This is a genomic window from Actinoallomurus sp. NPDC052308 (genome assembly GCF_040679195.1).
Taxonomy (GTDB): domain Bacteria; phylum Actinomycetota; class Actinomycetes; order Streptosporangiales; family Streptosporangiaceae; genus Actinoallomurus; species Actinoallomurus liliacearum.
In genome coordinates, this window is sequence record NZ_JBFAUM010000002.1 from 404400 (window position 1) to 429843 (window position 25444).

Consider the following 25444-nt stretch of genomic DNA (forward strand, 5'->3'; position numbering starts at 1 on the left):
GACCGGTTCCCCGACGCGGTCCGCGTCGGGTCCGGCCGGGACGGAGCGAGCCACCGGCTCGGTGAGGGCCGGACGTAGCGAGGGAGGAGGTCGCCGTGGCCGGATACCGCTACGGTCCGTACCACGAGGGGCCGGACCCGCTCGCCCCTCCGTACGACGTGCGCGCCGCGCTGGACGCCATGGGCGATTCGATGCTGGAGGGCACGAACCCCGGTGACGCGCTGCGCGACCTGCTGCGCCGCGGGCTGCCCGGCGCCCAGCGCCGACGGGGCCTGGACGACCTGCTGCGGCAGGTCCGGTCCCGCCGGCAGGAGCTGCGCGGCCGCGGCCGGCTCGACGGCACGCTGGAGGAGGCCCGGTCCCTGCTCGACCGGGCGATCGGGCAGGAGCGGACCGCGCTGTTCCCGGACCCGAGCGATGACGCGCGGCTGCGGGAGGCCGAACTCGACACGCTCCCGGCCGACACCGCGCAGGCGGTGCGCCGGCTGGCGTCGTACGAGTGGCGGTCGCCGGACGCGCGGCGGACGTTCGAGGAGCTGAAGGACCTGCTGCGCCGGGATGTGCTGGACGCGCAGTTCCGCGGCATGAAGCAGGCGCTGAGCAGCCCCGACCCGGCCGCGATGCAGCGGGTCAAGGACATGATGGCCGCGCTCAACGACATGCTGGAGAAGGACGCCCGGGGCGAGCACACCCAGGAGGACTTCGAGGCGTTCATGCGGGAGTACGGCGAGTTCTTCCCGGACGATCCGCGCAACCTCGAGGAGCTCATCGACTCGCTGGCGCGGCGGGCCGCGGCGACGGAGCGGCTGCTCGCGTCGCTCACCCCGGAGCAGCGGGCGGAGCTGGCCGGGTTGATGGCGCAGACGCTGGAGGACGCCGGACTGGCCATGGAGATGCAGCGGCTGGCGTCCTCGCTGCGGCAGCGCCGGCCCGATCTCGACTGGTCCGGCTCCGAGCGCATGTCGGGCGAGGACCCGATGTCGATGGGCGACGCGACGACCGCGCTGGAGGAGCTCGCGGACCTGGCGGAGCTGGAGGGCGCGCTGCGGCAGGACTATCCCGGCGCGCGGCTGGACGACATCGACGAGGAGGCGGTGCGCCGGGCCCTGGGCCGGCAGGCGGTCGACGACCTCGCCGAGCTGCGCCGCATCGAGGCCGAGCTCGAACGCCAGGGCTACCTCAAGCGCAAGGGCGGGGCGCTGGAGCTGACGCCGAAGGCGGTGCGGCGCCTCGGGGAGACCGCGCTGCGCCGGGTGTTCGCCCAGTTGGACACCGCTCGGCGCGGTGACCACGACCAGTCCGACGCGGGACAGGCCGGCGAGCTGACGGGCGGGAGCCGGCCCTGGCGGCACGGCGACGAACAGCCCATCGACGTCGTACGGACGGTGTCGAACGCACTGCGCCGCGGCGAGCACCGCTCCGGCGGGACCGGCGTGCGCCTGACGGTGGACGACTTCGAGGTGCTCGAGACGGAGCGCCGTACGGCGGCGGCGGTGTGCCTGCTCGTCGACCTGTCGTACTCCATGGCGCTGCGCGGCACGTGGGGTTCGGCCAAGCAGACCGCGCTCGCGCTGCACACGCTGGTGGCGAGCAAGTACCCGCAGGACGCGATCCAGGTGATCGGGTTCTCCAACTACGCGCGGGTGCTGCCGCCCACCGAGCTGGCGGGCCTGGACTGGGACATGGTGCAGGGCACGAACCTGCACCACGCGCTGCTCATCGCCGGGCGGCATCTGGAGAAGCACCCGGAGCACGAGCCGATCGTGCTGATCATCACGGACGGCGAGCCGACCGCGCACCTGCTCCGGGACGGCCGTTCGTCGTTCGACTGGCCGCCGTCGCGCGAGACGCTGGAGCTGACGCTCGCCGAGGTGGACAAGATGACCCGGCGGCGCGCGACGCTGAACATCTTCATGCTCGCCGACGACGAACGCCTCGTCTCGTTCGTCCAGGAGGTCGCCCGGCGCAACGGCGGGCGCGTGTTCGCGCCCACGCCCGACCGGCTGGGCGAGTACGTCGTACGGGACTATCTGCGGGTCCGCCGTGGCCGGGCCGGGTGATCCGGCCGCGGGTCCGGTGTGGGTCAGCGGAGCGTTTGAATTGACGCCCTCGGGCTAAGTTCACACCATGTCGAGCGCTGATCGCCTGCTAATGATCCTGCACATCGGCTTCGCGATCTTCGCGCTGGGGCCGCTGACCGCGGCCACCATGGCGACGCCTCGCTACATCCGCGGGGGCCGGCCGGGCATCGTGCGCTACCTGAACCGCGCCACCCGCATCTACGGCCTGCTCAGCCTGGGCATCTTCCTCTGGGGCGCGCTGCTGGCGCGGGGACAGTTCGACAAGGTGTGGCTGTCGGCGTCGATGACCCTGTTCATCGTCGCCCTGGTGCTGCTGGTCATCGTCGAACGCGACCAGCGCAAGGCGGTGCACAAGCTCGAGGTGGCCAAGGCCGAGCGGCGCCCGGCGCCGACGCCCGCCGCACCGCCGCCGGCCGCGAAGACCGCCGCGGCCGAGACGGCCGGCGAGGACGCCGTCACCGCGCCGGGCGAGGGCCCGGCCTCCGAGCCGGCGACGGACGCGGGCACGGCGACGCCGGAGCCCGCGCCCCGGGCTCCACTCGGCGAGCCCGCCAAGGTGGAGACCGGCCGGATCGCCACGCTCTCCGGCGTCGTCGCGCTGATCTGGATCGTGATCCTCGTCCTGATGGTCTGGAACGCCTAGCCTTCCAGGGCCTGCTCCAGGTCGGCGAGGAGGTCGTCGACGTCCTCGATGCCCACCGACAGGCGTACGAGGTCGCCCGGCACCTCCAGCGGCGAGCCGGCGGCGGAGGCGTGCGTCATGCGCCCCGGGTGCTCGATCAGCGACTCGACGCCGCCGAGCGACTCCCCGAGCGTGAACACCTTGGCCCGCTCGCAGACGCGTACGGCCGCGTCCTCGCCGTCGACGTGCCGGAAGGAGATCATGCCGCCGAAGGCCCGCATCTGCTTGGCCGCGACCTCGTGGCCCGGGTCCTGCGGCAGGCCCGGGTAGTGCACGGCGCCGACCTTCGGGTGCCGGGTGAGGAACTCGGCGATTCGGGTGGCGTTGGCGCAGTGCCGGTCCATGCGGACGCCCAGCGTCTTGATCCCGCGCAGGGTGAGCCACGCGTCGAACGGGCCGGCGACCGCACCCATGGCGTTCTGGTGGAACGCCAGCTCCTGGGCCAGCTCGACGTCGGCCGCCACCAGCGCGCCGCCGACCACGTCGGAGTGGCCGCCGAGGTACTTGGTGGTCGAGTGGACCACGACGTCGGCGCCCAGGGCGAGCGGGCGCTGCAGGTACGGCGAGGCGAAGGTGTTGTCCACGACGAGGCGGGCGCCGGCCTCCCGTGCCACGTGCGCCAGCGCGGCGATGTCGGCCACGCCGAGCAGCGGGTTCGTCGGGGTCTCCACCCAGATGAGCTTCGTCTCCGGGCGTACGGCGGCGCGCACGGCCTGGACGTCGGTCAGCGGCACGGGGTCGTACGACACGCCCCACCGGGCGAGGACCTTGGAGATCAGCCGGAAGGTGCCGCCGTAGGCGTCGTTGGGGATCAGCACGTGGTCACCCGGTTTGCAGACCGTGCGCAGCAGGGTGTCCTCGGCGGCCATGCCCGAGGCGAACGCGAGCCCCCGCACGCCGCCTTCGAGGGCGGCGAGGCACTCCTCCAGCGCCGTACGGGTCGGGTTGGCCGACCGGCTGTACTCGTATCCACCGCGCAGGCCGCCGACGCCGTCCTGCTTGTAGGTGGACACCTGATATATCGGCGGCACGACCGCCCCTGTCGCGGGATCGGCCTCTTGACCTGCGTGAATGGCGAGGGTCTCGAAGCCGGCCTCGTGGTTGAAACCGTCCATGCACGCGAGGTTAGTGCCTCGCAAGGGGCATCCGTACGGTGCGCCGTCCCTACCGGGGGATGAGCCGTCTCCACCGTAGGGACTAGACCGGAAATCGACTCCGACGGTGAGGCAAAGCCTGTTTTGCCTGGATATCGTCAGTGCGTTACTCGAAGACACTCTACGAAGGGGAGCCACCCGTGTTCGGATGGCTGGGGCGCGGTGTCGTCAGACACCCATGGTGGACGATTGTCGCGTGGCTCGTCGCGGCAGCCGTCCTGGTGGTGTTCGCCCCCAAGATGACCACCAAGTCGGACCAGCAGGCGTTCCTGCCGAAGAAGTACGAGTCGATCGCGGCGGCGAGCCTTGCGGAGAAGGCGTTCCCGAGCGGTGACCAGAAGGTCAGCCGGGAGATGGTCGTGGTCAAGCGGAGCGACGGGGGCTCGCTGACCAGCGCCGACCAGCAGAAGATCGGCGACGCGGCCAAGGCGATCCAGGCCAAGGCCATCCCGAGCGTCCAGGGGGTCATGACCGACCCGAAGCAGACGCTCTCGCAGAACCACAAGGTGCAGCTGATCGTCGTCATGCTGCCGAGCGGCTTCGACAGCAAGACGCAGAAGGCGGGCCAGGAGGCGGTCAAGCAGGTCCGCGCGGTGACCGCCGACCAGCTCAAGGGCAGCGGACTGGCCTACGGCGTCACCGGCGACTACGCGTCCAGCCTGGACAACGAGAAGTCCAACAACCAGACCATGGCGCTGATCGGGCTGGCGACGATCGTCCTGATCATCGTGCTGATCCTGATCATCTTCCGCAGCCCGATCGCGGCGTTCCTGCCGATCATCGTGATCGGTCTGGTGTCCCAGGTGACGAACGCCGTCACCGCGTTCATCGGGAAGGCGTTCGACCTCAGCTTCGACCAGGGCTTCTCGGTCATCATCCTGGTCGTCCTGTACGGCATCGGCACCGACTACATGCTGTTCCTGCTGTTCCGGTACCGCGAGCGCCTGCGGGCCGGCGACGACAAGAAGACCGCGATGATCACCAGCGTCGAGCGGGTCGGCGAGGCCATCGCCTCGGCCGCCGGCGCGGTCATCGCCGCGTTCATCGTCCTGGTGCTCGCCTCGTTCAAGGCGTTCGGCGCCCTGGGGCCGCAGCTGGCTATCGCCGTCGCCGTCATGTTCGTCACGTCGCTGACGCTCGTTCCCGCGATCGTCTCGCTGCTGGGCCGCTTCGTGTTCTGGCCGTCGAAGGCGTGGAAGAAGGAGCCCAAGCCCGGCCTGTGGGTGAAGATCGGCAACGGCGTCGGCCGTCGCCCGGTCGTCGCCGCGCTGGCCTCCGGTCTCGTCCTCGTGGCCCTGGCCGCGGGCGCCCTGGCGTTCAAGGCCGACTACGACTTCCAGGCCTCGGCCCCGCAGAACACCGAGTCGGCCAAGGCGATGAAGGACCTGCGGGCGAGCCTGCCCCAGGGTCTCACCGCCCCCACCGAGGTGTACGTCCAGGGCAACGGCCCGCTGGACAAGGCCGCGGTGAACAAGTTCGGCCAGTCCCTGGTGGGCGCCAAGGGCGTCGGTCAGGTGGCGCCGGCGCAGTTCAGCCAGGACCAGAGCGTCGCCAAGATCACCGTCATCCTCAAGCTGAACCCCAACTCCAACGAGGCGATCAGCCTGGTCAAGGGCCCCTTCCGGGCCCTCGCGCACCAGAACGCCCCGCCCGGCACCAAGGTGCTGGTGGGTGGCACGACCGCGGTGTTCGCCGACATCAACTCGATCAACAACCGCGACCTGTCGGTCATCCTCCCGGTGGCGGTGCTGCTGATCGGGCTGATCCTCGCGCTGCTGCTGCGCGCGCTGGTCGCTCCGGTCTACCTGGTGATCGCGGTGCTGCTCGGCTTCACGGCCACGCTGGGCGCGACCGTCGGGCTCTTCCAGGGCATCGAGGGCAAGGACGGGCTGATGTTCCAGCTCCCGATCATCCTGTACCTCTTCGTCCTGGCGATCGGCACCGACTACAACATCCTGATGATCGCGCGGCTCCGCGAGGAGGCACGCGAGGGGCATGACCCGCGTCAGGCCGCCAAGCTCGGCATCCAGCACGCCGGGCCGACCGTCGCGGCGGCCGGTGTGATCCTGGCGGGCACCTTCGGTGCCCTGACCCTGTCACCCGACTCGATGTCGGCGGAGATCGGCTTCGGTGTCGCCATCGGCATCCTGCTGTCCGCCTTCGTGATGTCGGCGTTCTTCGTGCCGTCCATCACGGCGCTGATGGGCCACAAGGCCTGGTGGCCCGGGCACGGCGACGCGGCCCGGCGCTCGAAGGAGCCGCCGCCGGCCGCCGAGCCGTACGACCTGGTCGACCGTCGGGTCTGATCGGCCGGTAACGCACCGAGGCCCCGGTGGCGCGCTCGTCGCGCCACCGGGGCCTCGTCGTCTCCCGCCCGGTGGTGAGCCGGGGTCAGCCGGTCGCGAGGAAGCCCAGCAGGTCCTGCCGGGTGATGAGACCGGCCGGTTTGCCGTCGACGAGGACGACGGCGGCACCGGCGTTCTCCAGGACGCTCACGGCCTTGCTCACGCCCTCGCCCGAACCGACCATCGGCAGCGGCGGCGCCATGTGGTCCCGCAGCGGGTCCTCGAGGCCCGCCTTGCCGCTGACCAGGGCGGCCAGGAGGTCGCGCTCGCCCACGGAGCCGACCACCTCGGCGGCCATCACCGGCGGCTCCTCCTTCATGACGGGCAACTGCGAGACGTCGTACTCCCGCAGGATCGACACGGCGGTGCCGACCGTCTCGTGCGGATGGACGTGCACGAACTCCGGCAGCGCGGAGGCCTTGCGGGCCAGCACGTCGGCGATGCGCGGCTCCTCGGTCTCAGAGCTGAGGAAGCCGTAGTCGGCCATCCAGTCGTCGTTGAAGATCTTCGACAGGTAGCCGCGCCCGCCGTCGGGCAGCAGGACGACGACCACGTCGTCGGGGCCGGCCTCGGCCGCGACACGCAGCGCGGCCACGACCGCGAGCCCGCAGGAGCCGCCGACGAGCAGCCCCTCCTCCCGGGCCAGCCGCCGGGTCATGGTGAACGAGTCCTTGTCGCTCACGGCGATGACCTGGTCGCAGATGTCCCGGTCGTAGGTCTCGGGCCAGATGTCCTCGCCGACGCCTTCGACGAGGTACGGCCGGCCGGTGCCGCCGGAGTAGACCGAGCCCTCCGGGTCCGCACCGATGACCTTGACGCGCCCGCCCGAGATCTCCTTGAGGTACTTGCCGGTGCCGGTGATGGTGCCCCCGGTGCCGATGCCCGCGACGAAGTGCGTGACCCGGCCCTCGGTCTGCGCCCAGATCTCCGGCCCCGTCGTCTCGTAGTGGGAGCGCGGGTTGTTCGCGTTGGCGTACTGGTCGGGCTTCCAGGCTCCGGGGATCTCGGCGGCGAGCCGGTCGGAGACGGAGTAATAGGAGTCCGGGTGGTCGGGTGAGACCGCGGTCGGGCAGACCACGACCTCGGCCCCGTACGCGCGGAGGACGGCGATCTTGTCGTTCGCCACCTTGTCCGGGCAGACGAAGACGCACCGATAGCCCTTCTCCTGCGCCACGATCGCGAGCCCGACGCCGGTGTTGCCGGAGGTGGGTTCGACGATCGTGCCGCCCGGCTTGAGGGCGCCCGACTCCTCGGCGGCCTCGACCATCCGGACGGCGATGCGGTCCTTCACCGAGCCGCCCGGATTGAAGTATTCGACCTTGGCGAGCACCTGCGCCCGGGCTCCGGTCGTGACGTTGCGGAGGCGTACAAGGGGGGTGTCCCCGATGAGCTCCGTCAGCGAGTTGTGCACGTGCACCAGCGACGTCCCTGTCGTCGGCAATAGTTCAGTTCAGACGGTACCCCACCCAGGCGTCATCACGTTCCGTCTACAATCGGTCACGATTCGCTGTTACCGTCGATCGACGCATGGCCCCACCCCCGGGAGACGACCATGGCGACAGGTCAACCACCGCCGGGCGGACGCCGCCCGGGTCCGCGAAGGAGTGTCGCGGCGATCGCCGTCCACCTCGCCCTCCTGGCCGGCCTCGGCTGTGGAGCCGCCGGTCACGGCGATCGGATGCGCCCCGCCGCGTGGCAGGATCCGGGCGCCGGCGCGGTCGGCCGGCCCGCGATCGGCGGAGGCGTCACGGCGGTGCCCTCTCTCGGCGCCGACGGACGGCTCCGTACGCTCGTCCTCGACCTGGCGAGCGGACGGCGCCTGTGGTCGCGGCCCGCGACGACGGCCGGCCGCCCGGCCGACCTGGGGGTGACCCCGGCGGCCGTGGCCGGAGCGCCGGACCGTCCCGTGGTCGTGAGCGCCGAGCCGCGGGCCTCCGGCGCCGCCGTGGTCGGCCGCTACGCCCGCGACGGGCGGGAGCTGTGGGCGCGCGCCGTCGGGACGACCTTCGGGCCGGCCCGCTGCGGCGACGCGATCTGCCTGTCGGAGTTCACCGCGCGGAAGGACGCGCGGTTCGCGGTGGTCGAGACCGCCACCGGCGCGACGTCGTGGACGATGCCGGGGATCGCCGAGGTCGAATGGGCCGATGACCGGCGCGTGGTGGTGTTCCGGATCGCCGGGCGTCCGGTGGTCGAGGCCCGCGACCTCGGGACCGGCCGGCTGCTCTGGTCCTTCTCCGTCGAGGAGGCCCTCGGCCGCCCGGTCGACCTGTCCGGCGGCTGGTCCTTCGGGGTGCTCGACGACCGGCTCATCGGCTACCTGGCCCCGTACCGCGCGCGGGACGACGCGCCGCTGTCGGCGTTCGGCTTCTTCGCCGTCGGACTCGACGACGGGCGTCCGCGGTGGGTCCACCGGCGGTCGCTCCGCGTCTACCCGAGCGCGAGCCCCGCGGTCGCCCTGATCACGCGGGACGTCGACTCCCGCGACCGCGACGGCGGGTTCGCCCAGCTCGACCCGCGCACCGGCCGTACGGTGGCGACGGTCCCGGCCCCGCCGGACGCCGGCGACGACTGGTGGCCCGCGTTCCCCGCCGACCTGTCCGCCCTGGGCCTGCTGCGCCCGGGGCACGCCGGGCGGGCGTACGACCTGCGGACCGGGCATCGGATCGCCGGGCACGTACGGGCCTGGTCGTACTGCACGGTCGGCCCGACGCCGCTGCGGATCAGCGGCAGTCCCGGGTTCCTCCCGGTGCCCGCCCTGTGCCCGTACGATCTGTCGACCGGCCGGCGCCCGTCCGCCGCCGGTCCGCCGCCGGGCTGGTACACCGGCTCCGTGACCGGCTGGCGGGTGTGGCGCGACGAGCGCGGCGGCCTGCACGGCCGGCACGACGCCTCCGGCACCGTCCCCGGCATGCTCGGCTGACGCACCTCCCGCGGCTTCGCCACAGTGCCTCCCGTGGCTTCACCACAGTGCTTTCGGCGGCTTCCCCGACGTGCGGCTACCCGTCAGTAGGTTTCGCCGCCGACACGCAGTAGCCTGCCAACGGGACACAGGGCCACCGCCCGGTCGGCCAAGGAGAAGGAGACCCATCATGCCCGAGGCTGTCATCGTCGCGACCGCACGCTCTCCCATCGGGCGGGCGTTCAAGGGATCGCTGAAGGACCTGCGTCCCGACGATCTCACCGCGCGCATCGTGCGGGCGGCGCTCGACAAGGTCCCGCAGCTGGACCCGAACGACATCGACGACCTGCTGCTGGGCTGCGGCCTGCCCGGCGGCGAGCAGGGTTACAACATGGCCCGCGTGGTCGCCCTCCTCCTCGGATACGACAACCTTCCGGGCGCCACGATCACGCGCTACTGCTCCTCGTCACTGCAGACCACCCGGATGGCCTTCCACGCCATCAAGTCCGGCGAGGCGGACGTCATCGTCTCGGCCGGGGTCGAGATGGTCAGCCGGTTCGCCAAGGGCAGCAGCGACGGCCTGCCCGACACCCAGAACCCGCTGTTCGCCGGGGCTCAGACCCGTACGGCCAAGCGCGCCGAGGGCAACGCCGAGACCTGGCGCGACCCCCGCGAGGACGGCGAGCTTCCCGACGTCTACATCGCGATGGGCCAGACCGCCGAGAACGTCGCCCAGTTGCGCGGCATCGGCCGCGCCGAGCAGGACGAGTTCGGGGTGCGCTCCCAGAACCTCGCCGAGAAGGCCATCGAGAACGGCTTCTTCGAGCGGGAGATCACGCCGGTCGAGCTGCCGGACGGCACCGTGGTGGCCAAGGACGACGGGCCGCGCGCCGGAACGACGCTCGAGAAGGTCTCCCAGCTCCAGCCGGTCTTCCGGCCCGACGGCACGGTGACGGCCGGCAACTGCTGCCCGCTCAACGACGGCGCGGCCGCGGTCGTCGTGATGAGCGACACCAAGGCCGCCGAGCTCGGCATCACGCCGCTCGCCCGCATCGTCTCCTCCGGGGTCTCGGGGCTGTCCCCGGAGATCATGGGTCTCGGGCCGGTGGAGGCGTCCCGTCAGGCCCTGAAGAGGGGCGGCCTGACGATCGACGACATCGACCTGGTCGAGATCAACGAGGCGTTCGCCGCCCAGGTGATCCCCTCCTACCGGGACCTGGGGATCGACATCGACAAGCTGAACGTGAACGGTGGCGCGATCGCGGTCGGCCACCCGTTCGGCATGACCGGGGCGCGCATCACGGGCACGCTGCTCAACGGGCTGCAGTGGCACGACAAGACCTTCGGCCTCGAGACGATGTGCGTCGGCGGCGGCCAGGGCATGGCGATGGTGTTCGAGCGCCTCAGCTGAGGTCCTCGGTCACGCGCTGGTCAAGCTCGCGGTCCGTTCACGTGAAACTCCCCGGCGGGACACCCGCGCCGGGGAGTTTCGTTAGCAGTTCGTAACCCGCGAGGGGCGCATCGTGACGAAGGATCTACGTGCCGTGACAGAAAGCTCTCCGTAGGGGGGTTGTGTGATTGCGATGGGTGTTGCAGAGTCGTCAACAAGCAGCCCGCCCATCCAGGAGGTGCCTATGTCTTTGAACCACTCACCGGAGACGCACAAGAATCTCATCGCACGCATCCCGAAAGTCACAGGACGTGACCTCCCCGAGTGGTTCGAAGCCATCGACAACGGCCCCGCCTTCCTACGCTGCGACGAGCGGGTCAACTGGCTTGCGGACGAGCACGGGCTCTCGCACGGTTACGCCTCGGCCCTCGTGCACGAGCACGAGCTGCATCGGCGCGCCGTCCGGTTCTGACCCCGCGTGGAGCAGCGGAGGGCACTCGACTTCATCACCAAGCACCATCGAGCGGTGATGGTGACGTTCCACGCCGACGGCCGCCCGCAGACCTCACCCGTCCTCTGCGCGGTCGACGACGAGGGACGGATCATCGTCAGCACGCGCGAGACCGCGGCGAAGACGCGCAACCTGATGCGCGATCCCCGCGTGACCTTCTGCGTCTTCACCGACGCGTTCTTCGGCGAATGGATCCAGGTCGACGGCGAGGCCGAGATCGTCCCGTTGCCCGAAGCGATGGAACCACTGACCGACTACTACCGGAAGGTCTCCGGCGAGCATCCCGACTGGGACGACTACCGCGCCGCGATGGAGCGCGACCGCCGGGTCGTCGTCCGGGCGACGATCGTCCGCGCCGGCCCTGACTTCCACGGCTGAGACGGCGCCGGCGCCCCCGTGTGACGCGGGGGCACCGGCGCCGATCACTTCGCTGTTACAACGGCGCGTTCGCCGGGCGACTCAGTCCCGGCTGTAGAAGTAGGACAGAAACCGGAGCAGCTCCAGGTAGATCCAGACCAGGCTCACGGTCAGCCCGAACGCCGCGAGCCACGCGGCCTTCCGCGGGGCGCCCGAGCGGACCCCGTCCTCGATGGAGCTGAAGTCCAGCAGCAGGAAGAAACAGCCCACGAGGATCGCGGCGAGGCTGAAGACGATGCCGAGGGGGCCGTTCTCCCGGATCCCGATGCCGCCGACGTGGAAGAACGACACCAGCAGGTTGAGCACCATCAGACCCATGAGGGCGAGCCCGGCGGCGACCACGAAGCGGACGAACCTCGGGGTCACCCGGACGATCCGCAGGGCGTATACGGCCAGCGTCGCGCCGAACGCCAACGCGGTACCGACCACCGCCTGCAGGACCACCCCGTTGTAGACGGAGTTGTAGGCATGGCTCACCACTCCGACCGCGACGCCGTACGCGGCGGCGTAGCCGAGCACGAGAACGGGGTTGACCCGGCGGCCGAACGTCAGGATCGCCCAGCAGATCAGCCCGACCACCACGGCGGCGAGCGCGACGGCGTTGGCCAGCCGGTCCGGGACGAGGACCCAGGCGGCGGCTCCGGCCACGACGAGCGTGCCGAGCGTCAGGAACGACCGCACGACGACGTCGTCGATCGTCATGGACCGGGGCGGCGCGTACGCGGACGCGTTGTACATCGCCTCGAGCTGGTACACGCTCGGGGCCCCTCCCGACGCCTGCTGCCCGAACGCGCCGCGCCGGGACAAGACCGGGTTCCGGCTCTCCATGTAACACCCTCCCGACTCGCTGTGACCGTTCAACGACAGCGTACGGTCACAGTGTTCCCACCGGCACGACGTGGCTCTCCGCGCCGCAGGTACGCATATATCACGGAACGGATAGTGCGCGCGGCCGGTATCGGACGAGAAACGGCAGACCGATACCGGCCGAACTGACGGCCATAACGCCGCCGGGAGCACTCGGACGAAAGGTGTGGATTACTCCACGACACCTCTGTCAACGTGCAGTGCCCCCGGTCGGGGTCGAACCGACACAACCGACTCTTTTAGGGAGTCTGCCTCTGCCTGTTGGGCTACGGGGGCGGCGTAATCATACCGGGCATGAGCCAATAAGGGACCACCCAGTAAATGCGACAAATAACGCCTATTAGTGCCGCGCCCTAATTACAGGCCGAATACCGATCAGTCTTTCGCGGCCAGCTCGAACTCTTCGCGAGGTCGCGTGATGGAGCCGAGCGAGACGACCTCGCGCTTGAAGAAGAAGGCGAGGGTCCAGTCGGCGGTCACCCGCGCCTTGCGGTTCACCGTGGGCACGCGGGACAGGTGGTACGTCCGGTGCAGCCACCACGCGAGGAGACCCCGCAGCTTCACGCCGTAGATCTGCGCGACCCCCTTGTGCAGCCCCAGGCTCGCGACCGATCCGGCATACGAGTGTTTGTACGGTTTGAGCGCCTTACCGCGAAGCGCGGCGACAACGTTGTCCCCCAGGACCTTCGCCTGCCGGACGGCGTGTTGCGCGTTCGGCGCGGTCAGGTTCCCCGGTTTCGTCAGGTCGGGGACGGCCGCGACGTCGCCCGCGGTGAATGCGCCTTCCACGCCCTCCACCGTCAACTCGGCGGTCGCCTTGAGCCGGCCCTTGTCGTCGATCGGAAGGTCGGTGCGCCGTACGACGGGATTGGGCTTGACACCCGCCGTCCAAACGAGGGTTCCCGCGTCGAATTCCTCGCCGTCGCTGAGCACGATGTGGTGCCCTTCGGCGGATTTGAGAAGCGTCTGGAGCTTGATCGCGATACCGCGCCGGCGCAGCGCCTCGATCGTCCAGCGGCCCATGTCCGGGCCGACCTCCGGCAGGATGCGGTCACCCGCCTCGACCAGCACCCACTTCATGTCGGACGCGTCGACGTTCGGGTAGTAGGCGCAGGCGTCGCGGGCCATGTCCTCCAGCTCGGCCAGCGCCTCGACGCCCGCGTATCCGCCGCCGACGAAGACGAACGTCAGCGCCCGCCTCCGGACCTCCTCCAGTTCGGTCGAGGCCGCGATGTCGAGCTGCGCGAGCACCTGGTTGCGCAGGTAGATGGCCTCCCCCACCGTCTTGAACCCGATGCCGCACTGGGCGAGACCGGGGATCGGCAGGGTGCGGGAGATCGAGCCGGGGCAGAAGACCAGGAGGTCGTAGGAGAGCATGCGCGTCTCGGCGACCTGCTCGGATCCATCGCCCGCGCTGGTGCTCCCCACCACCTGGACCCACGCCTGGCGCTTCGCGTGCTCGATCTTGGTGACGCGGCCGTTGAGGATGGTCGCCCGCGGCAGGACGCGGCGCAGGGGCACGACGACGTGCCGGGCCTCGATGTTGCCGGCCGCCGCCTCCGGCAGGAACGGCTGGTAGGTCATGTACGACTGAGGGTCGACGACCGTGATCTGAAGTTCACCGCTCTTGAGCTCGCGGCGCATCTTCTTGTGCAGCCGGAGCGCGGTGTACATGCCGACGTAGCCGCCACCGACGATGAGCACGTGCGTTGCCATACGGGTTTCGGTACCCATGGCGTCCTCCCGAAACGGGCCGAGACTTTGTGAAAACTTTCACAACCTCGCTTTTTACTCTAATCCGGCGCGTCGTCCAAGCACAGACCCCGCCTTGTGAAACCGATCACGCACGAACCAACGGGCGGGCTGCCGCGTCAAAGAGGGAGAAGGAACCGGTGCGGAGTGACGGGTGGCGCGAGGGGGCCGTGCAGTGGGAGCGGGGGCTCCACTGTGCGCCGCTCCACCCGTCACCCGCCCGGTCCGTCATCTGCCGGGCGGCCCGGCGCGAACGTACGGCCGCGGCCGCGAGCACGGGGGGCACGCCGGCTCCGGTTCAGCCCGGCAGGCCCGCGTACTCCCGGGCCCTGGTGAACACCGCGTCGAGCATGGGCTCGGTCACCCGGCCGGTGAAGGTGTTCTGCTGGCTCGGGTGGTAGCAGCCGAGCAGTAGCGTCTCCGCGCCGTCCGGCGCGGTCAGCGCGACCTCGGCTCCGTGCCCGAACGCCGGACGCGGAGCGGGCAGGGCGTACCCGGCATCCTTCAGCGCCGGCCACAGCGCCTGCCAGCCGAACCCGCCGAGCACGACGATCGACCGGACCGTACCGGCGACGAAACCGAGTTCCCGAGCCAGCCAGGGCAGGCAGGCCGCGCGTTCGGCGGGGGTCGGCTTGTTGGCGGGCGGGGCGCAGCGCACCGAGGCCACGACGCGGGCGCCGAGCAGCCGCTGGCCGTCCGCCGCGTGGGTGCTGGTCGGGATCGCGGCCAGGCCGGTCCGGTGCAACGACGCGAAGAGCCAGTCACCACTGCGGTCCCCGGTGAAGATCCGTCCGGTGCGGTTCCCGCCGTGCGCGGCGGGTGCCAGGCCGACGATGAGGATCCGGGGCTCGGGGTCCCCCCAGCCCGGGATGGGCCGCCCCCAGTACTCCTCCTCCGCGAACGCCCGGCGGCGTTCGACGGCGACCTGTTCCCGCCAGGCCACGAGGCGCGGGCAGGCACGGCACACCGACTGCCGCGCGACGAGCTCGCCGAGGGTGGGGGCGGAGTCCGCGAGGGCCCGCACGTCCGCCGGGGCCGCCGCCACCGGCGTGTCCGGGGTGGCGGGGTCCGCCGGATGTCCGGATCCCGGGGGGATAAAAGGGGCGTTCATGCGGGCGGGCTCGGTTCGCTTCTCCGGCGTCAGACCAGCGACCACGCGATGCCGTCGAGGATGTCGCGCTCGCTGACGATCACGTCGGCGAAGGCGTACTCGCGCATGATCCGGTCGAGGATGAGCGCCCCGGCGCCGATGACGTCGACCCGTCCGGGGTGCATGACGCCGATCCTGCTGCGCTCCTCGTGCGTGGAGCGCAGCAGCGTCCGGGTCACGTCGTGCACCTGGCGGGCCTTGATCCGCGACAGGTGGATGCGCTCGGAGTCGTACGCCGGCAGGTCGAGCGCGATGCCCGCCACGGTGGTCACCGAACCGGCCAGCCCGACGAGGGTCCGCGCCTCGGCGACCGGAACCGCCGGCAGGCTCGCGGCCGGCGCCCCTTCGGCCGGCGGGCCGGCGGGCGCGGCCGGATCGGCGCCCACGGCGCCGTTTCCGGGCGGCATCGGGACGCTCGCCGGCTCCGGCGCCGGCCGGCCGTCACGCACACTGGCCAGGGCCGCGTCGATGTCCGCGACGGCGGCGGCGACCTGCTCGGGCGACGGCGGGTCGGCCCGCAGGTGCCGCTCCGTCAGCCGGACGCAGCCGATGTCGACCGAGCGCGCGGCCTCGACCTCGGTGGTGCCGAAGACGAACTCGGTGGAGCCGCCGCCGATGTCGACGACGAGGTACGGGCGCATCGGCCGCAGGGCCGACAGATCCTTCGTCGCGCCGATGAACGACAGGTGGGCCTCTTCCTCACCGGTGATCACCTCGGGCGCCACGCCGAAGATGTCGACGACGCCCCGCACGAAGTCGTCCCGGTTGGACGCGTCACGGGTGGCGCTGGTCGCCACGACCCTCGTCCTGATGGGGGTGCCGGTGACGTCGTGCGCGGCGATCAGCTTCGCGTAGCCCCGCATGGCGGCGAACGTACGGTCGAGGGCCTCGGGGGCCAGGCGACCGGTCTTGTCGACGCCCTGCCCGAGCCGCACGATCTCCATGCGGCGTTCGAGGTCGGTCAACCGGCCGTCGACGATGTCGGCGATGAGCAGACGGACGGAGTTCGTCCCGCAGTCGATCGCCGCGACACGCGTCGCTGTGCTCACGATTCGTTCGCCTCCCGGCGCACCTCGTCGGCGCGGTCCTCCCGCGCTCCTCGGCGACGGCGATCACCGTGACCGCCGCCTCCGCCTCCACCTCCGACCGCGCCCGAGGGGCCCGGCTCACGCGGGCCGCTCGCTCCGGCCGCCGACTTACAGCAAATCATTACAAGGCCTGACGGTTCGCGTCACCGGATCCCGGGGACTGTCCGGCCTCGGTGCCACATGTGGTCGCGCACGAGCCGGCGCGCCACCAGTCCGGCATCCGGTCCAGGGCCTCCCGGCCGAAGGGATTCGCCCCCGGCACCGCGAGTTCGTGCGCGACCAGGGCGTGCAGGCACTTGACCCGGGACGGCATGCCGCCCGCGCTCTGCATCCCCTCGGGGAGCGGCTCGACGCCCTCCCCCTTCGCGGCGGCGTCCCGGCGGTCGAGGTAGTCGCGGTGCGCCGCCTCGTACGCCGCGGCCAGCTCCGGGTCGGCGTCGAGCCGGGCGGTCATCTCCCGCATCAGCCCGCTCGCCTCCAGCGTCCCGATCGCCGACGCGGCCTTCGGGCAGGTCAAATAGAACAACGTCGGGAACGGCGTGCCGTCGGGCAGCCGGGGCGCGGTCTCCACCACGTCGGGCAGCCCGCAGGGGCAGCGATGGGCGACCGCCCGCAGCCCGCGCGGCGCACGGCCCAGTTGCGCGGCCACCGCCGCGACGTCGCGTTCCTCGATCACCGGGTAAGCCCTCCGGAATCACCGGCAGGCCCGCCTGCCGACCTGTGCCACGGCACCGGGCCGCCGCCGTACTCCGGCCGCCGGTCATCGGCGGGCCGGATCGGCGCCGGCGGGTCGGTGCCGCGAACCGCCTCGCCGAAATCTGAATGCCAGCGCTCAGGGTATGCGGTCAGCGGCGCCGATCCGCCGCGTCCACCGACCGCCAGAGCGTGACGTACCAGGGCGGGGTCGGCGGCGGGCGCTTGCGTGAGGCGTCCTGACCGTTGTTCTGCCCCCCGCCCAGCACCACGTAGCACTTGGCGCCCGGGTCGCACATGTGCAACCGGCGGCGCGCCTCGCGCCTGATGTAGGACTCGTCGCCGAGCCGCTGCTTCTGCCGGGAGAGCTGCTCGACCTGCCCCTGCGCCACTCGCTGCTGTACCCGCAGCGCTCCGATCTCCCGTCGCTGGGCGATGTACTCCCGGACGGGATAGGCCAGGCTCAGGGCGATCGCGCAGGCGACGACCGCCAGGATCGCGGCGCGACTCGTCAGATGAGCGCGCCGCATCTCCTTGGCGTTCCGCTCAGGCGGTCGCCGCTTCTCCTCGGCCATCGGAGCCCGGTCTCACTCCCCGTGGAAGCGGGGGAACGCCGACCGGCCGGCGTACCGCGCGGCGTCGTCGAGGAGCTCCTCGATGCGCAGCAGCTGGTTGTACTTGGCCACCCGGTCGCTCCGGGCCGGGGCGCCCGTCTTGATCTGACCGCTGCCGACGGCGACGGCCAGGTCGGCGATCGTGACGTCCTCGGTCTCGCCGGAACGGTGGCTCATCATCGTGCGGAAGCCGCTCATGTGCGCGAGGGTCACCGCGTCGAGGGTCTCGGTCAGCGTGCCGATCTGGTTGACCTTGACCAGGAGCGCGTTGGCCGCGGCCGAGTCGATGCCGCGCTGCAGGCGCTCCGGGTTGGTGACGAAGAGGTCGTCGCCCACGATCTGGACGCGGGAGCCGACGGCCTCGGTGAGCGCCTGCCAGCCCGCCCAGTCCTCCTCCGACAGGGGGTCCTCGATGGAGACCAGCGGGTACGCGTCGAGCAGCTCGCTGTAGTAGGCCGCCATCTCCTCGGCGGAGCGCTTGCCGCCCTCGAACGCGTACGTGCCCTCGGAGTGGAACTCCGTGGCGGCCACGTCCAGGGCGAGCGCGATGTCGGTGCCCGGCTGGAACCCGGCGCGCTGGATCGCCTCCAGGATCAGGTCCAGGGCGTCACGGTTGCTCGGCAGCTCGGGGGCGAAGCCGCCCTCGTCGCCGAGCCCGGTCGCCAGGCCCCGGCCCTTCAGCACGGCCTTCAGCGCGTGGTAGGTCTCCGCGCCCCAGCGGACGGCCTCGCTGAACGTCGACGCGCCGATCGGCGCGATCATGAACTCCTGGATGTCGACGTTGGTGTCGGCGTGGGCGCCGCCGTTGAGGATGTTCATCATCGGCACCGGCAGCACATGGGCGTTCGGCCCGCCGACGTAGCGGAACAGCGGGAGGTCGGCCGACAGGGCCGCGGCCTTCGCCACCGCGAGGCTGACACCGAGGATGGCGTTGGCGCCCAGGCGGGACTTGTCGGGGGTCCCGTCGAGGTCGATGAGCGCCTGGTCGATCAGGCGCTGGTCGTCCGCGTCGTAGCCGAGCAGCTCGGGCGCGATCTCGTCTTCGACGCCCTGCACGGCCTTCTCGACGCCCTTGCCGTTGTACCGCTCCCCGCCGTCGCGGAGCTCGACGGCCTCGAACTGGCCGGTCGAGGCGCCGCTCGGCACCGCTGCGCGCGCTCCGCTGCCGTCGTCGAGCTGCACTTCCACCTCGACCGTGGGGTTACCCCGAGAATCGAGGATCTCCCGAGCGTGTACGGCTTCGATCGACGACACTTGAGCTCCTTGTGATCACTATCGGACCTTTCGCCCCTGAGCCTAGTCGCCCGGGGCCTGACGGCCGCGCAACGCCACCCCCCTTCCGCGATGCGGGCCGTCCGGGACCTCTGACGGCCGGATCAGGCCACCGGCCGTCCATCTGCAGCCCCTTCGTCCAGTAGTCGACCGGTTACACCCGCATTCCACCTACTTGACGCTTCCTTCGAATCCCTTGTCTACTTAAGCGACCAATCACACCTGTTCGATAGACATAGTGGAGTTGCCCATGAAACCGCGGCTCGCGGCCTTCGGCCTTGCCATCATCGTCGGCGCCGGGCTGCTCACCGCGTGCGGCGGTGGCGACGACAAGAAGACGTCCTCCGGCGCCGACGACACCGTCGTCCGGCTCGGCTTCTTCCCGAACATCACGCACGCCACGGCGCTCGTCGGCATACAGAAGGGCATCTTCACCAAGCACCTCGGCAAGGCCCCGAAGACGCTCACCTTCAACGCCGGCCCGGCCGCCACCGAGGCGGTCTTCTCCGGCGCGGTCGACGCGACGTACGTCGGCCCCAACCCGGCCATCAACGCCTTCGTGAAGTCGCACGGCCAGGCCATCAAGATCATCGCGGGCGCGGCCAGCGGCGGCGCCGCCCTGATCGTCAAGCCGTCCATCACGTCGGCGGCCGATCTGCGCGGCAAGAAGATCGCCACCCCGCAGCTCGGCAACACCCAGGACGTGGCCCTCCGCTACTGGCTGAAGCAGCAGGGTCTCAAGACGGACAAGGCCGGCGGCGGCGACGTCCACATCGTCCCCCAGGACAACTCCCAGACCCTCCAGGCGTTCGCGCAGGGCCAGATCGACGGCGCGTGGGTGCCGGAGCCGTACGCCTCCCGGCTCATCCTGGAGAGCAAGGGCAAGAAGCTCGTCGACGAGGCGTCGCTGTGGCCCGGCGGCAAGTTCGTCATCACGAACCTGATCGTGCGGACCGAGTTCCTCAAGAAGCACCCCGCCCTCGTGAAGAAGCTGCTCGAGGCGCAGGTCGAGGCGACCGACTACATCAACTCCGACAAGGCCGGCGCCGAGCAGGCCGCCAACACGGAGCTGGGGTCGCTGACCGGCAAGCCGCTCAAGCAGGCCGCCCTCGACGCGACGTTCAAGAACGTCACCTTCACCAACGACCCGATCGCCTCGTCACTGCAGGCCAGCGCCCAGCACGCCGAGGCGGTCGGCCTGCTCGACCACGTCGACCTGAAGGGCATCTACGACCTCGGCCCGCTCAACGAGGTCCTCAAGGCCAAGGGCGAACCGGCGGTGAGCGACTCGTGACCCGCCCGCTGGGCTGAGGGAGAAGAAATGACTGCCACAACGAGGGAACCGGAGCGGGCGACCGCCCCTCCGGTGCGGATCGACGGCGTCTCCAAGGCGTACGGGACCGGCGGCGGCGCGCTCCTGGCTCTCGACAAGGTGTCGCTGTCGGTCGATCCGGGAGAGTTCGTCTGCATCCTGGGCGCGTCAGGGTGCGGCAAGAGCACACTGCTGTCGATCGTCGCCGGGCTGGACCGGCCGACGCTCGGCACGGTCGACGTCGGCGGCGCGCGGGTGGGCCTGATGTTCCAGGAGCCCGCGCTCTTCCCCTGGCTGACCGTCGCCGGCAACGTCGAGCTGGCCCTGCGCACGCGGGGCGTGCCGAAGGCCGAACGCCGGCGGCGCGCCGCCGACCTGCTGGCGGCCGTGCACCTGGAGGGCTTCGGCCGCAAGCGCCCCCACCAGCTCTCCGGCGGGATGCGCCAGCGCGTCGCCATCGCCCGGGCCCTCGCCCAGGACAGCGACGTGCTGCTGATGGACGAGCCGTTCGGCGCGCTGGACGCGATGACCCGCGACCTGCTCCACGACGAGCTGGAGCGCATCTGGTCCGAGCGTTCCCTCACCGTGCTGTTCGTGACGCACAACGTGCGCGAGGCCGTACGCCTCGGCGACCGCGTCGTCCTGCTGTCCAGCCGTCCCGGCCGCGTCGTCGAGGAGTTCCCCGTGCAGTTGGACCGGCCGCGGCGCATCGACGACGGCGAGGTCGCCGCGTTGGCGGGGCGGATCACCGATCGGCTCCGTGCGGAGGTAGGGCGTCATGGATCATGAGTCGGTCGAGCCGGGCACGTCGGCGACGAACGTGCTCGAGCGTCAGATCGCGGGCCTGGACGCGCTGGAGATGGCGAATCGCGCACGCCCCGGCCTGCTGCGGCGGATCTGGGCGTCGGCGTGGCCGGTGCTCGCCGCGATCGCCATCGCGGTCGGCGTCTGGGAGATCATCGTGCTCAGCGGCTGGAAGCCGACGTACGTCCTGCCGGGCCCGGCGCAGGTCTTCCCGCAGCTGGGCCGGGACCTGAGCGAGCCGTCGTTCTGGGCGGGGCTGGGCCTGACCATGCGCCGCGCGGTGATCGGCTTCGCGCTGGCGATCGTCGTCGGGGCCGCGATCGGGGCGGTCGTGTCGCGGGTGCGGTTCCTGCGGGTGGCGTTCGGCTCGCTGATCACCGGGTTGCAGACGATGCCGTCGATCGCCTGGTTCCCGCTCGCCATCCTGCTGTTCCAGCTCAGCGAGAGCGCGATCCTGTTCGTCATCGTGCTCGGCGCGGCCCCGTCGATCGCCAACGGCCTGATCGCCGGCGTCGACTACACCCCGCCGATCCTGCTGCGGGCGGGGAAGATCCTGGGGCTGCGCGGACTGGCGCTGTACCGGCACCTCATCCTGCCCGCGTCGCTCCCGGCCTTCGTGACGGGGCTCAAGCAGGGATGGGCGTTCGCCTGGCGCAGCCTGATGGCGGGCGAGCTCCTCGTGATCATCGGGCACCACACGTCGCTCGGCGTCCGCCTGGAGTACGCCCGGGAGAACATCGACGCGCCGGACATGATCGCCATCATGATCGTGATCCTGGTCATCGGCATCGTGATCGACCGGCTCTTCTCCGCCGCCGACCGCGCCCTCCGCCGAAGCCGCGGCCTCGACCCCTCCTGAGTGCTGCGATCGGTCCATCTGGACGGCCTGAACCGGCCAAAGGCCTCCAGGGGCCGGATCACCCATTCCGCGTGGGCCGTATCCGTGACATCGTCCAGCCCGTAACCACGGCCTCGATCAAGAGGAGGCACGCCGTGCGGGCTCGTGTCATCGGCGCGATCGGCGCGATGCTGCTGACGATGGGCGGAACGGTCGCCGCGGCCGACCCGGATCCGCCGCTGCGGTTCGCCGTGTCGTTCCCGTCGTCGCTGCGCCAGGACGCGGCGGACGGCCGCGCGTACGTCGTCATCTCGCGCAAGGCCACGCCGGAGCCGCGGGAGCAGATCGACATCACCGGCGGCGTGCCGTTCTGGGGGCAGGACGTCGACGGGCTACGGCCCGGGAATTCGGCGTATGTGGACGGCCGGGCGTACGGCTATCCCCTGGAGCGGCTCCGCGACCTGCCGTCCGGGCGCTACACCGTGCAGGCATTCTTCAACGTCTACACGACGTTCCACCGCTCGGACGGCTCGACCGTGCGGCTCCACATGCCGTGCGGGGACGGGCAGGACCTGTTCAACTCGCCCGGCAACATGTACGGCACGCCGCAGACCATCGATCTCCAGCCCCGGCGATCGGGCACGATCCGGCTGAACCTGGACCATGTGCTCACACCCGCGCAACCCGTTCCCGCCGGTGGCACCTGCCAGCAGGGCAACCCGGCGGACACCGCGCACGTCAAGCACGTGAAGATCCTCAGCCCGTCCCTGTCGAAGTTCTGGGGACGGCCGATGTACGTCGGCGCGAACGTGCTGCTGCCCGCCGGATACGACGCGGCCGAGGACAAGCGCTACCCGGTGGAGTACCACTTCGCGCACTTCACGACCAGCGCGCCGCACGGCTTCCGCGAGGACCAGGGCAACGCGTTCTCCAAGTGGTGGATGTCGGACGCCGCTCCGCGTTTCATCAGCGTCGAGGTCCGCGAGGAGAACCCGTTCTACGACTCCTCGTACGTGGTGAACTCGGCCAACCTCGGTCCGTACGGCGATGCCACCACCAAGGAGCTGATCCCCGCGATCGACGCCGGCTTCCGGACCATCGCCGCACCGTGGGCGCGGGTCACCTCGGGCGGTTCCACGGGCGGGTGGGAGGCGCTCGCCAGCGAGGTCTTCTACCCGGACGTGTACGGCGGAACGTTCGCCGGATATCCGGACCCGGTCGACTTCCACCGCCATCAGATCGTCAACGTGTACGGCGACGCGAACGCCTACGACACCGTCCGCGAGTGGGATCGCACGCCCCGCCCGGACAGCCGCGACGTCGCCGGTGACACGAACTACGTGATGGCCCAGGAGAACCTGTGGGAGCTGGCCCGGGGCGACCGTGACCGATCGGGCGGCGCATGGGCGATCTGGGAGGCGGTGTACGGCCCCCAGGGCCGGGACGGCTACCCGGCGCTCGCGTGGGACAAGCGGACCGGCGTGATCGATCCCGCGGTGACCGCCCGGTGGCGGCCGATGGACCTGAGCGCGAAGCTCGCCGCCGAATGGCCGGCGCTCGGGCCGAAGCTCCAGGGCCGGGTCTACGTCTACGTCGGCGACACCGACACGTACTTCCTCAACGACGCGGTGCAGTTGCTGCAGCAGACCCTCGACGCGCGTACGAACCCGACCGCGGACGCGACGTTCGTCTACGGCCGGGCCAAACAGCACGGCTGGTCGCCGTACAGCGCCCAGGAGTGGTTCTCGGTCTACGCCGACTACATCGCCCGGCACGCGCCGAAGGGCACCGACACCAGTGCCTGGAGGGGGCCGGCCGTCAAGGCCCGGCTGAGCCCCTCCGGCGGCGTGATCATGCCGCCGGAGAAGTCGGTCGGCCTCCCCCGCTGACCCCGCACGCGAGTCGGCCCCGCATCGGATCGGATCCGATGCGGGGCCGACCGACGCGGGGCCGGGAGGTTTCAGATGGCCGGCGCGGGGCCGGGGCCGGGCTCGAGGTCGTCGAGCCGCTCGGCGAGGGTCTCCGGCACCTTCTTGGCCGCGCTGAGCGGGGCCGCGATGTCCTCCAGCGAGACCTGCTCGCATTTGACTCCGAAGATCGCCGCGATGATCCCCGCGAAGCCCATGACGCCCGCCGCGATGAGGTAGGCGATGAACAGCTTGCCGCGGTCCGGGTGGTCCTGGTCGCCGATCAGGGCGCCGAAGATCGTCGGTCCGAGGGCCCCGAAGACCTGCGCGATGGCGAAGAACAGCGCGATCGCCTGGGACCGCAGCTCCATCGGGAAGATCTCACTGACCGTCAGGTAGCCCGAGCTCGCCGCGGCCGAGGCGATGAAGAAGATCACCGTCCAGAGCACCGTCTGCGTGAAGGCCGTGAGCGACCCGATCTTGAAGAGGTAGCCGCTGACCGCCAGGAGCGCGCCGGACACGAGGTACGTTCCCGCGATCATCTGCTTGCGGCCGACCGTGTCGAACAGCCGTCCGATGAGCAGCGGGCCGAGGAGGTTCCCGGCCGCGAAGGCGAAGAAGTACTTCGCCACCTCGTGGTCGGACACCCCGTAGAAGTGCTTGAGCACCAGGCCGTACGTGAAGAAGATCGCGTTGTAGAGAAACGACTGGCTGATCATCAGCGTTGCGCCGAGCAGCGACCGCGAGGGGTAGTCCCGGAACAGCGTCTTCGCGACCTGGGTGAACGAGACGCTCTCCTGCGGGCGAACCTCGACGTACCGCTCGGGGTCGACCGGCTCCAGGGTGCGGCCGGACGCCTCGACCTCGCGTTCGATCAGCGCGACGGTCTTCTCCGCCTCTTCCGCCTGCCCGTGCGCGAGTTGCCAGCGGGGGCTCTCGGGGAGCGTGCGGCGCAGGCCCCAGATCGCCACGCCGATCACCGGGCCGATGAAGAAGCCGACCCGCCAGCCGATGTTGTCGGCGAGCAGACTGTGGTTGAGCAGGGCGTACTCGCTCAGCGATCCGACGATCGCGCCGAACCAGTACGTTCCGCTGACCGCCAGGTCGACGCGGCCGCGGAAGCGCGCCGGGATCAGTTCGTCGATCGCGGAGTGGATCGCCGCGTACTCACCGCCGATGCCCATTCCCGCGATGAAGCGGAGCACGAGGAAGCTGGTGTAGTTGAACGAGAAGGCGGTCAGCCCGTTGGCGACCAGGTAGAGCGCGAGGGTGGCGATGAACAGCCGGCGACGTCCGAGGCGGTCGGACAGCCGGCCGAAGACCAGCGCGCCGACCACTTCGCCGAGCAGGTAGATCGTCGCCGAGAATCCGACGTCCTGGGAGCTGAGGTGCAGGGTGCCGGCGTGTTGCAGGACCGGTCCCACGATGCTGGCGATCTGGATCTCCAGGCCGTCCAGCACCCAGGCCACGCCGAGGGCGGCGATCATCCGGGTGTGGAAGCGGGACCAGGGCAGCCGATCGATCCGCGCGGGTACGAGGCTTCGCACGGTGGGCTGGTGCGGGGGAGCGCCCACGTCGTCTCCTTTGCCGTGTGGTTGCGTACCGTCAGGATGCGCTTACGTTAGAAAGCCCCCGCCGCACGGTGAAGGGATCATGGACAGATCTGAG

The 25444-nt window shown here is 70.8% G+C and carries 21 protein-coding genes and 1 tRNA gene; 11 read left to right on the top strand and 11 right to left on the bottom strand.

The window, feature by feature from the left end; genetic code table 11:
* The first annotated feature begins 95 nt into the window (after positions 1 to 95).
* On the top strand, positions 96 to 2060 hold the full coding sequence (locus AB0L00_RS07930; protein WP_364429951.1) for a VWA domain-containing protein: 1965 nt from the start codon (positions 96 to 98) through the stop codon (positions 2058 to 2060).
* A 67-nt stretch (positions 2061 to 2127) separates the two neighbouring features.
* A complete protein-coding gene (locus AB0L00_RS07935; RefSeq protein WP_364429953.1) occupies positions 2128 to 2724 on the top strand; it encodes a hypothetical protein in 597 nt (198 codons plus the stop codon).
* Here the strand turns inward: AB0L00_RS07935 and AB0L00_RS07940 are convergent.
* Positions 2721 to 3878, bottom strand: a complete 1158-nt coding sequence (locus AB0L00_RS07940; protein WP_364429956.1) for a cystathionine gamma-synthase — start codon at positions 3876 to 3878, stop codon at positions 2721 to 2723. The two genes, AB0L00_RS07935 and AB0L00_RS07940, sit on opposite strands and share 4 nt — an antisense overlap.
* Positions 3879 to 4057: 179 nt before the next feature.
* On the opposite strand from AB0L00_RS07940, the gene AB0L00_RS07945 reads away from it, so the two are divergent.
* Positions 4058 to 6223 (top strand): MMPL family transporter, encoded by a 2166-nt coding sequence (locus AB0L00_RS07945; protein ID WP_364429958.1) that lies wholly within the window; start codon positions 4058 to 4060, stop codon positions 6221 to 6223.
* Between the two features lie 85 nt (positions 6224 to 6308).
* Here the strand turns inward: AB0L00_RS07945 and AB0L00_RS07950 are convergent, their stop codons facing one another.
* Positions 6309 to 7679 (bottom strand): cystathionine beta-synthase, encoded by a 1371-nt coding sequence (locus AB0L00_RS07950; RefSeq protein WP_364431581.1) that lies wholly within the window; start codon positions 7677 to 7679, stop codon positions 6309 to 6311.
* Positions 7680 to 7814: 135 nt separating this feature from the next.
* On the opposite strand from AB0L00_RS07950, the gene AB0L00_RS07955 reads away from it, so the two are divergent.
* The 4 genes from AB0L00_RS07955 (at position 7815) to AB0L00_RS07970 (ending at position 11440) form a co-directional block, all read left to right on the top strand.
* Positions 7815 to 9182: a PQQ-binding-like beta-propeller repeat protein gene (locus AB0L00_RS07955; RefSeq protein ID WP_364429961.1), complete on the top strand. Its 1368-nt coding sequence runs from the start codon at positions 7815 to 7817 to the stop codon at positions 9180 to 9182.
* A 169-nt stretch (positions 9183 to 9351) separates the two neighbouring features.
* Positions 9352 to 10572, top strand: coding sequence for an acetyl-CoA C-acetyltransferase (locus AB0L00_RS07960; protein WP_364429964.1), 1221 nt, complete (start codon positions 9352 to 9354; stop codon positions 10570 to 10572).
* A 223-nt stretch (positions 10573 to 10795) separates the two neighbouring features.
* Positions 10796 to 11023: a DUF4287 domain-containing protein gene (locus AB0L00_RS07965; RefSeq protein ID WP_252777695.1), complete on the top strand. Its 228-nt coding sequence runs from the start codon at positions 10796 to 10798 to the stop codon at positions 11021 to 11023.
* 6 nt (positions 11024 to 11029) lie between these two features.
* On the top strand, positions 11030 to 11440 hold the full coding sequence (locus tag AB0L00_RS07970) for a PPOX class F420-dependent oxidoreductase (RefSeq protein WP_364429966.1): 411 nt from the start codon (positions 11030 to 11032) through the stop codon (positions 11438 to 11440).
* Positions 11441 to 11521: 81 nt separating this feature from the next.
* On the opposite strand, the gene AB0L00_RS07975 is transcribed toward AB0L00_RS07970, so the two are convergent.
* The 8 genes from AB0L00_RS07975 to eno form a co-directional block, all read right to left on the bottom strand.
* Positions 11522 to 12307, bottom strand: coding sequence for a Bax inhibitor-1/YccA family protein (locus AB0L00_RS07975; protein WP_345354522.1), 786 nt, complete (start codon positions 12305 to 12307; stop codon positions 11522 to 11524).
* A gap of 240 nt (positions 12308 to 12547) precedes the next feature.
* Positions 12548 to 12622: transfer RNA gene (locus AB0L00_RS07980), tRNA-Leu, on the bottom strand.
* A 99-nt stretch (positions 12623 to 12721) separates the two neighbouring features.
* Positions 12722 to 14062, bottom strand: a complete 1341-nt coding sequence (locus tag AB0L00_RS07985; protein ID WP_364429969.1) for an NAD(P)/FAD-dependent oxidoreductase — start codon at positions 14060 to 14062, stop codon at positions 12722 to 12724.
* Positions 14063 to 14396: 334 nt separating this feature from the next.
* Positions 14397 to 15209: a uracil-DNA glycosylase gene (locus AB0L00_RS07990; RefSeq protein WP_364429972.1), complete on the bottom strand. Its 813-nt coding sequence runs from the start codon at positions 15207 to 15209 to the stop codon at positions 14397 to 14399.
* 29 nt (positions 15210 to 15238) lie between these two features.
* Positions 15239 to 16297, bottom strand: a complete 1059-nt coding sequence (locus AB0L00_RS07995) for a Ppx/GppA phosphatase family protein (protein ID WP_345354528.1) — start codon at positions 16295 to 16297, stop codon at positions 15239 to 15241.
* 160 nt (positions 16298 to 16457) lie between these two features.
* On the bottom strand, positions 16458 to 17012 hold the full coding sequence (locus AB0L00_RS08000; RefSeq protein ID WP_364429975.1) for a DUF501 domain-containing protein: 555 nt from the start codon (positions 17010 to 17012) through the stop codon (positions 16458 to 16460).
* 169 nt (positions 17013 to 17181) lie between these two features.
* Positions 17182 to 17604 carry a septum formation initiator family protein gene (locus AB0L00_RS08005; protein WP_364429978.1) on the bottom strand — a complete coding sequence of 141 codons (423 nt, stop codon included), beginning with the start codon at positions 17602 to 17604 and terminating at the stop codon, positions 17182 to 17184.
* Between the two features lie 12 nt (positions 17605 to 17616).
* Positions 17617 to 18897, bottom strand: coding sequence for a phosphopyruvate hydratase (gene eno, locus AB0L00_RS08010; RefSeq protein ID WP_364429981.1), 1281 nt, complete (start codon positions 18895 to 18897; stop codon positions 17617 to 17619).
* A 268-nt stretch (positions 18898 to 19165) separates the two neighbouring features.
* Between eno and AB0L00_RS08015 the strand changes: the two genes are divergently transcribed.
* The 4 genes from AB0L00_RS08015 to AB0L00_RS08030 all read left to right on the top strand — a co-directional run bounded on the left by AB0L00_RS08015 (position 19166) and on the right by AB0L00_RS08030 (position 23758).
* Positions 19166 to 20209, top strand: coding sequence for an ABC transporter substrate-binding protein (locus AB0L00_RS08015; RefSeq protein WP_364429984.1), 1044 nt, complete (start codon positions 19166 to 19168; stop codon positions 20207 to 20209).
* Positions 20210 to 20236: 27 nt separating this feature from the next.
* The gene (locus AB0L00_RS08020; RefSeq protein WP_364429987.1) at positions 20237 to 21016 is read left to right on the top strand and encodes an ABC transporter ATP-binding protein; all 780 of its coding nucleotides are present in this window, start codon (positions 20237 to 20239) and stop codon (positions 21014 to 21016) included.
* Positions 21006 to 21890, top strand: coding sequence for an ABC transporter permease (locus AB0L00_RS08025; protein ID WP_364429989.1), 885 nt, complete (start codon positions 21006 to 21008; stop codon positions 21888 to 21890). Before AB0L00_RS08020 ends, AB0L00_RS08025 begins: the two co-directional genes overlap by 11 nt.
* Positions 21891 to 22024: 134 nt before the next feature.
* Positions 22025 to 23758, top strand: a complete 1734-nt coding sequence (locus AB0L00_RS08030) for an alpha/beta hydrolase-fold protein (RefSeq protein ID WP_364429992.1) — start codon at positions 22025 to 22027, stop codon at positions 23756 to 23758.
* Positions 23759 to 23829: 71 nt separating this feature from the next.
* Here AB0L00_RS08030 and AB0L00_RS08035 read toward each other — a convergent pair whose 3' ends face one another.
* The gene (locus AB0L00_RS08035; protein ID WP_364429994.1) at positions 23830 to 25350 is read right to left on the bottom strand and encodes an MFS transporter; all 1521 of its coding nucleotides are present in this window, start codon (positions 25348 to 25350) and stop codon (positions 23830 to 23832) included.
* Between the last annotated feature and the right edge of the window lie 94 nt (positions 25351 to 25444).

Bases quoted from the DNA above. Each gene is read 5' to 3' on its own strand.
- AB0L00_RS07960 (WP_364429964.1), top strand. From the start codon at position 9,352: ATGCCCGAGGCTGTCATCGTCGCGACCGCACGCTCTCCCATCGGGCGG.
- AB0L00_RS07990 (WP_364429972.1), bottom strand. From the start codon at position 15,209: ATGAACGCCCCTTTTATCCCCCCGGGATCCGGACATCCGGCGGACCCC.
- AB0L00_RS07940 (WP_364429956.1), bottom strand. From the start codon at position 3,878: ATGGACGGTTTCAACCACGAGGCCGGCTTCGAGACCCTCGCCATTCAC.
- AB0L00_RS07965 (WP_252777695.1), top strand. From the start codon at position 10,796: ATGTCTTTGAACCACTCACCGGAGACGCACAAGAATCTCATCGCACGC.
- AB0L00_RS07975 (WP_345354522.1), bottom strand. From the start codon at position 12,307: ATGGAGAGCCGGAACCCGGTCTTGTCCCGGCGCGGCGCGTTCGGGCAG.
- AB0L00_RS07955 (WP_364429961.1), top strand. From the start codon at position 7,815: ATGGCGACAGGTCAACCACCGCCGGGCGGACGCCGCCCGGGTCCGCGA.
- AB0L00_RS08020 (WP_364429987.1), top strand. From the start codon at position 20,237: ATGACTGCCACAACGAGGGAACCGGAGCGGGCGACCGCCCCTCCGGTG.
- AB0L00_RS08025 (WP_364429989.1), top strand. From the start codon at position 21,006: ATGGATCATGAGTCGGTCGAGCCGGGCACGTCGGCGACGAACGTGCTC.
- AB0L00_RS07985 (WP_364429969.1), bottom strand. From the start codon at position 14,062: ATGGCAACGCACGTGCTCATCGTCGGTGGCGGCTACGTCGGCATGTAC.
- AB0L00_RS07935 (WP_364429953.1), top strand. From the start codon at position 2,128: ATGTCGAGCGCTGATCGCCTGCTAATGATCCTGCACATCGGCTTCGCG.
- AB0L00_RS08015 (WP_364429984.1), top strand. From the start codon at position 19,166: ATGAAACCGCGGCTCGCGGCCTTCGGCCTTGCCATCATCGTCGGCGCC.
- AB0L00_RS08005 (WP_364429978.1), bottom strand. From the start codon at position 17,604: ATGGCCGAGGAGAAGCGGCGACCGCCTGAGCGGAACGCCAAGGAGATG.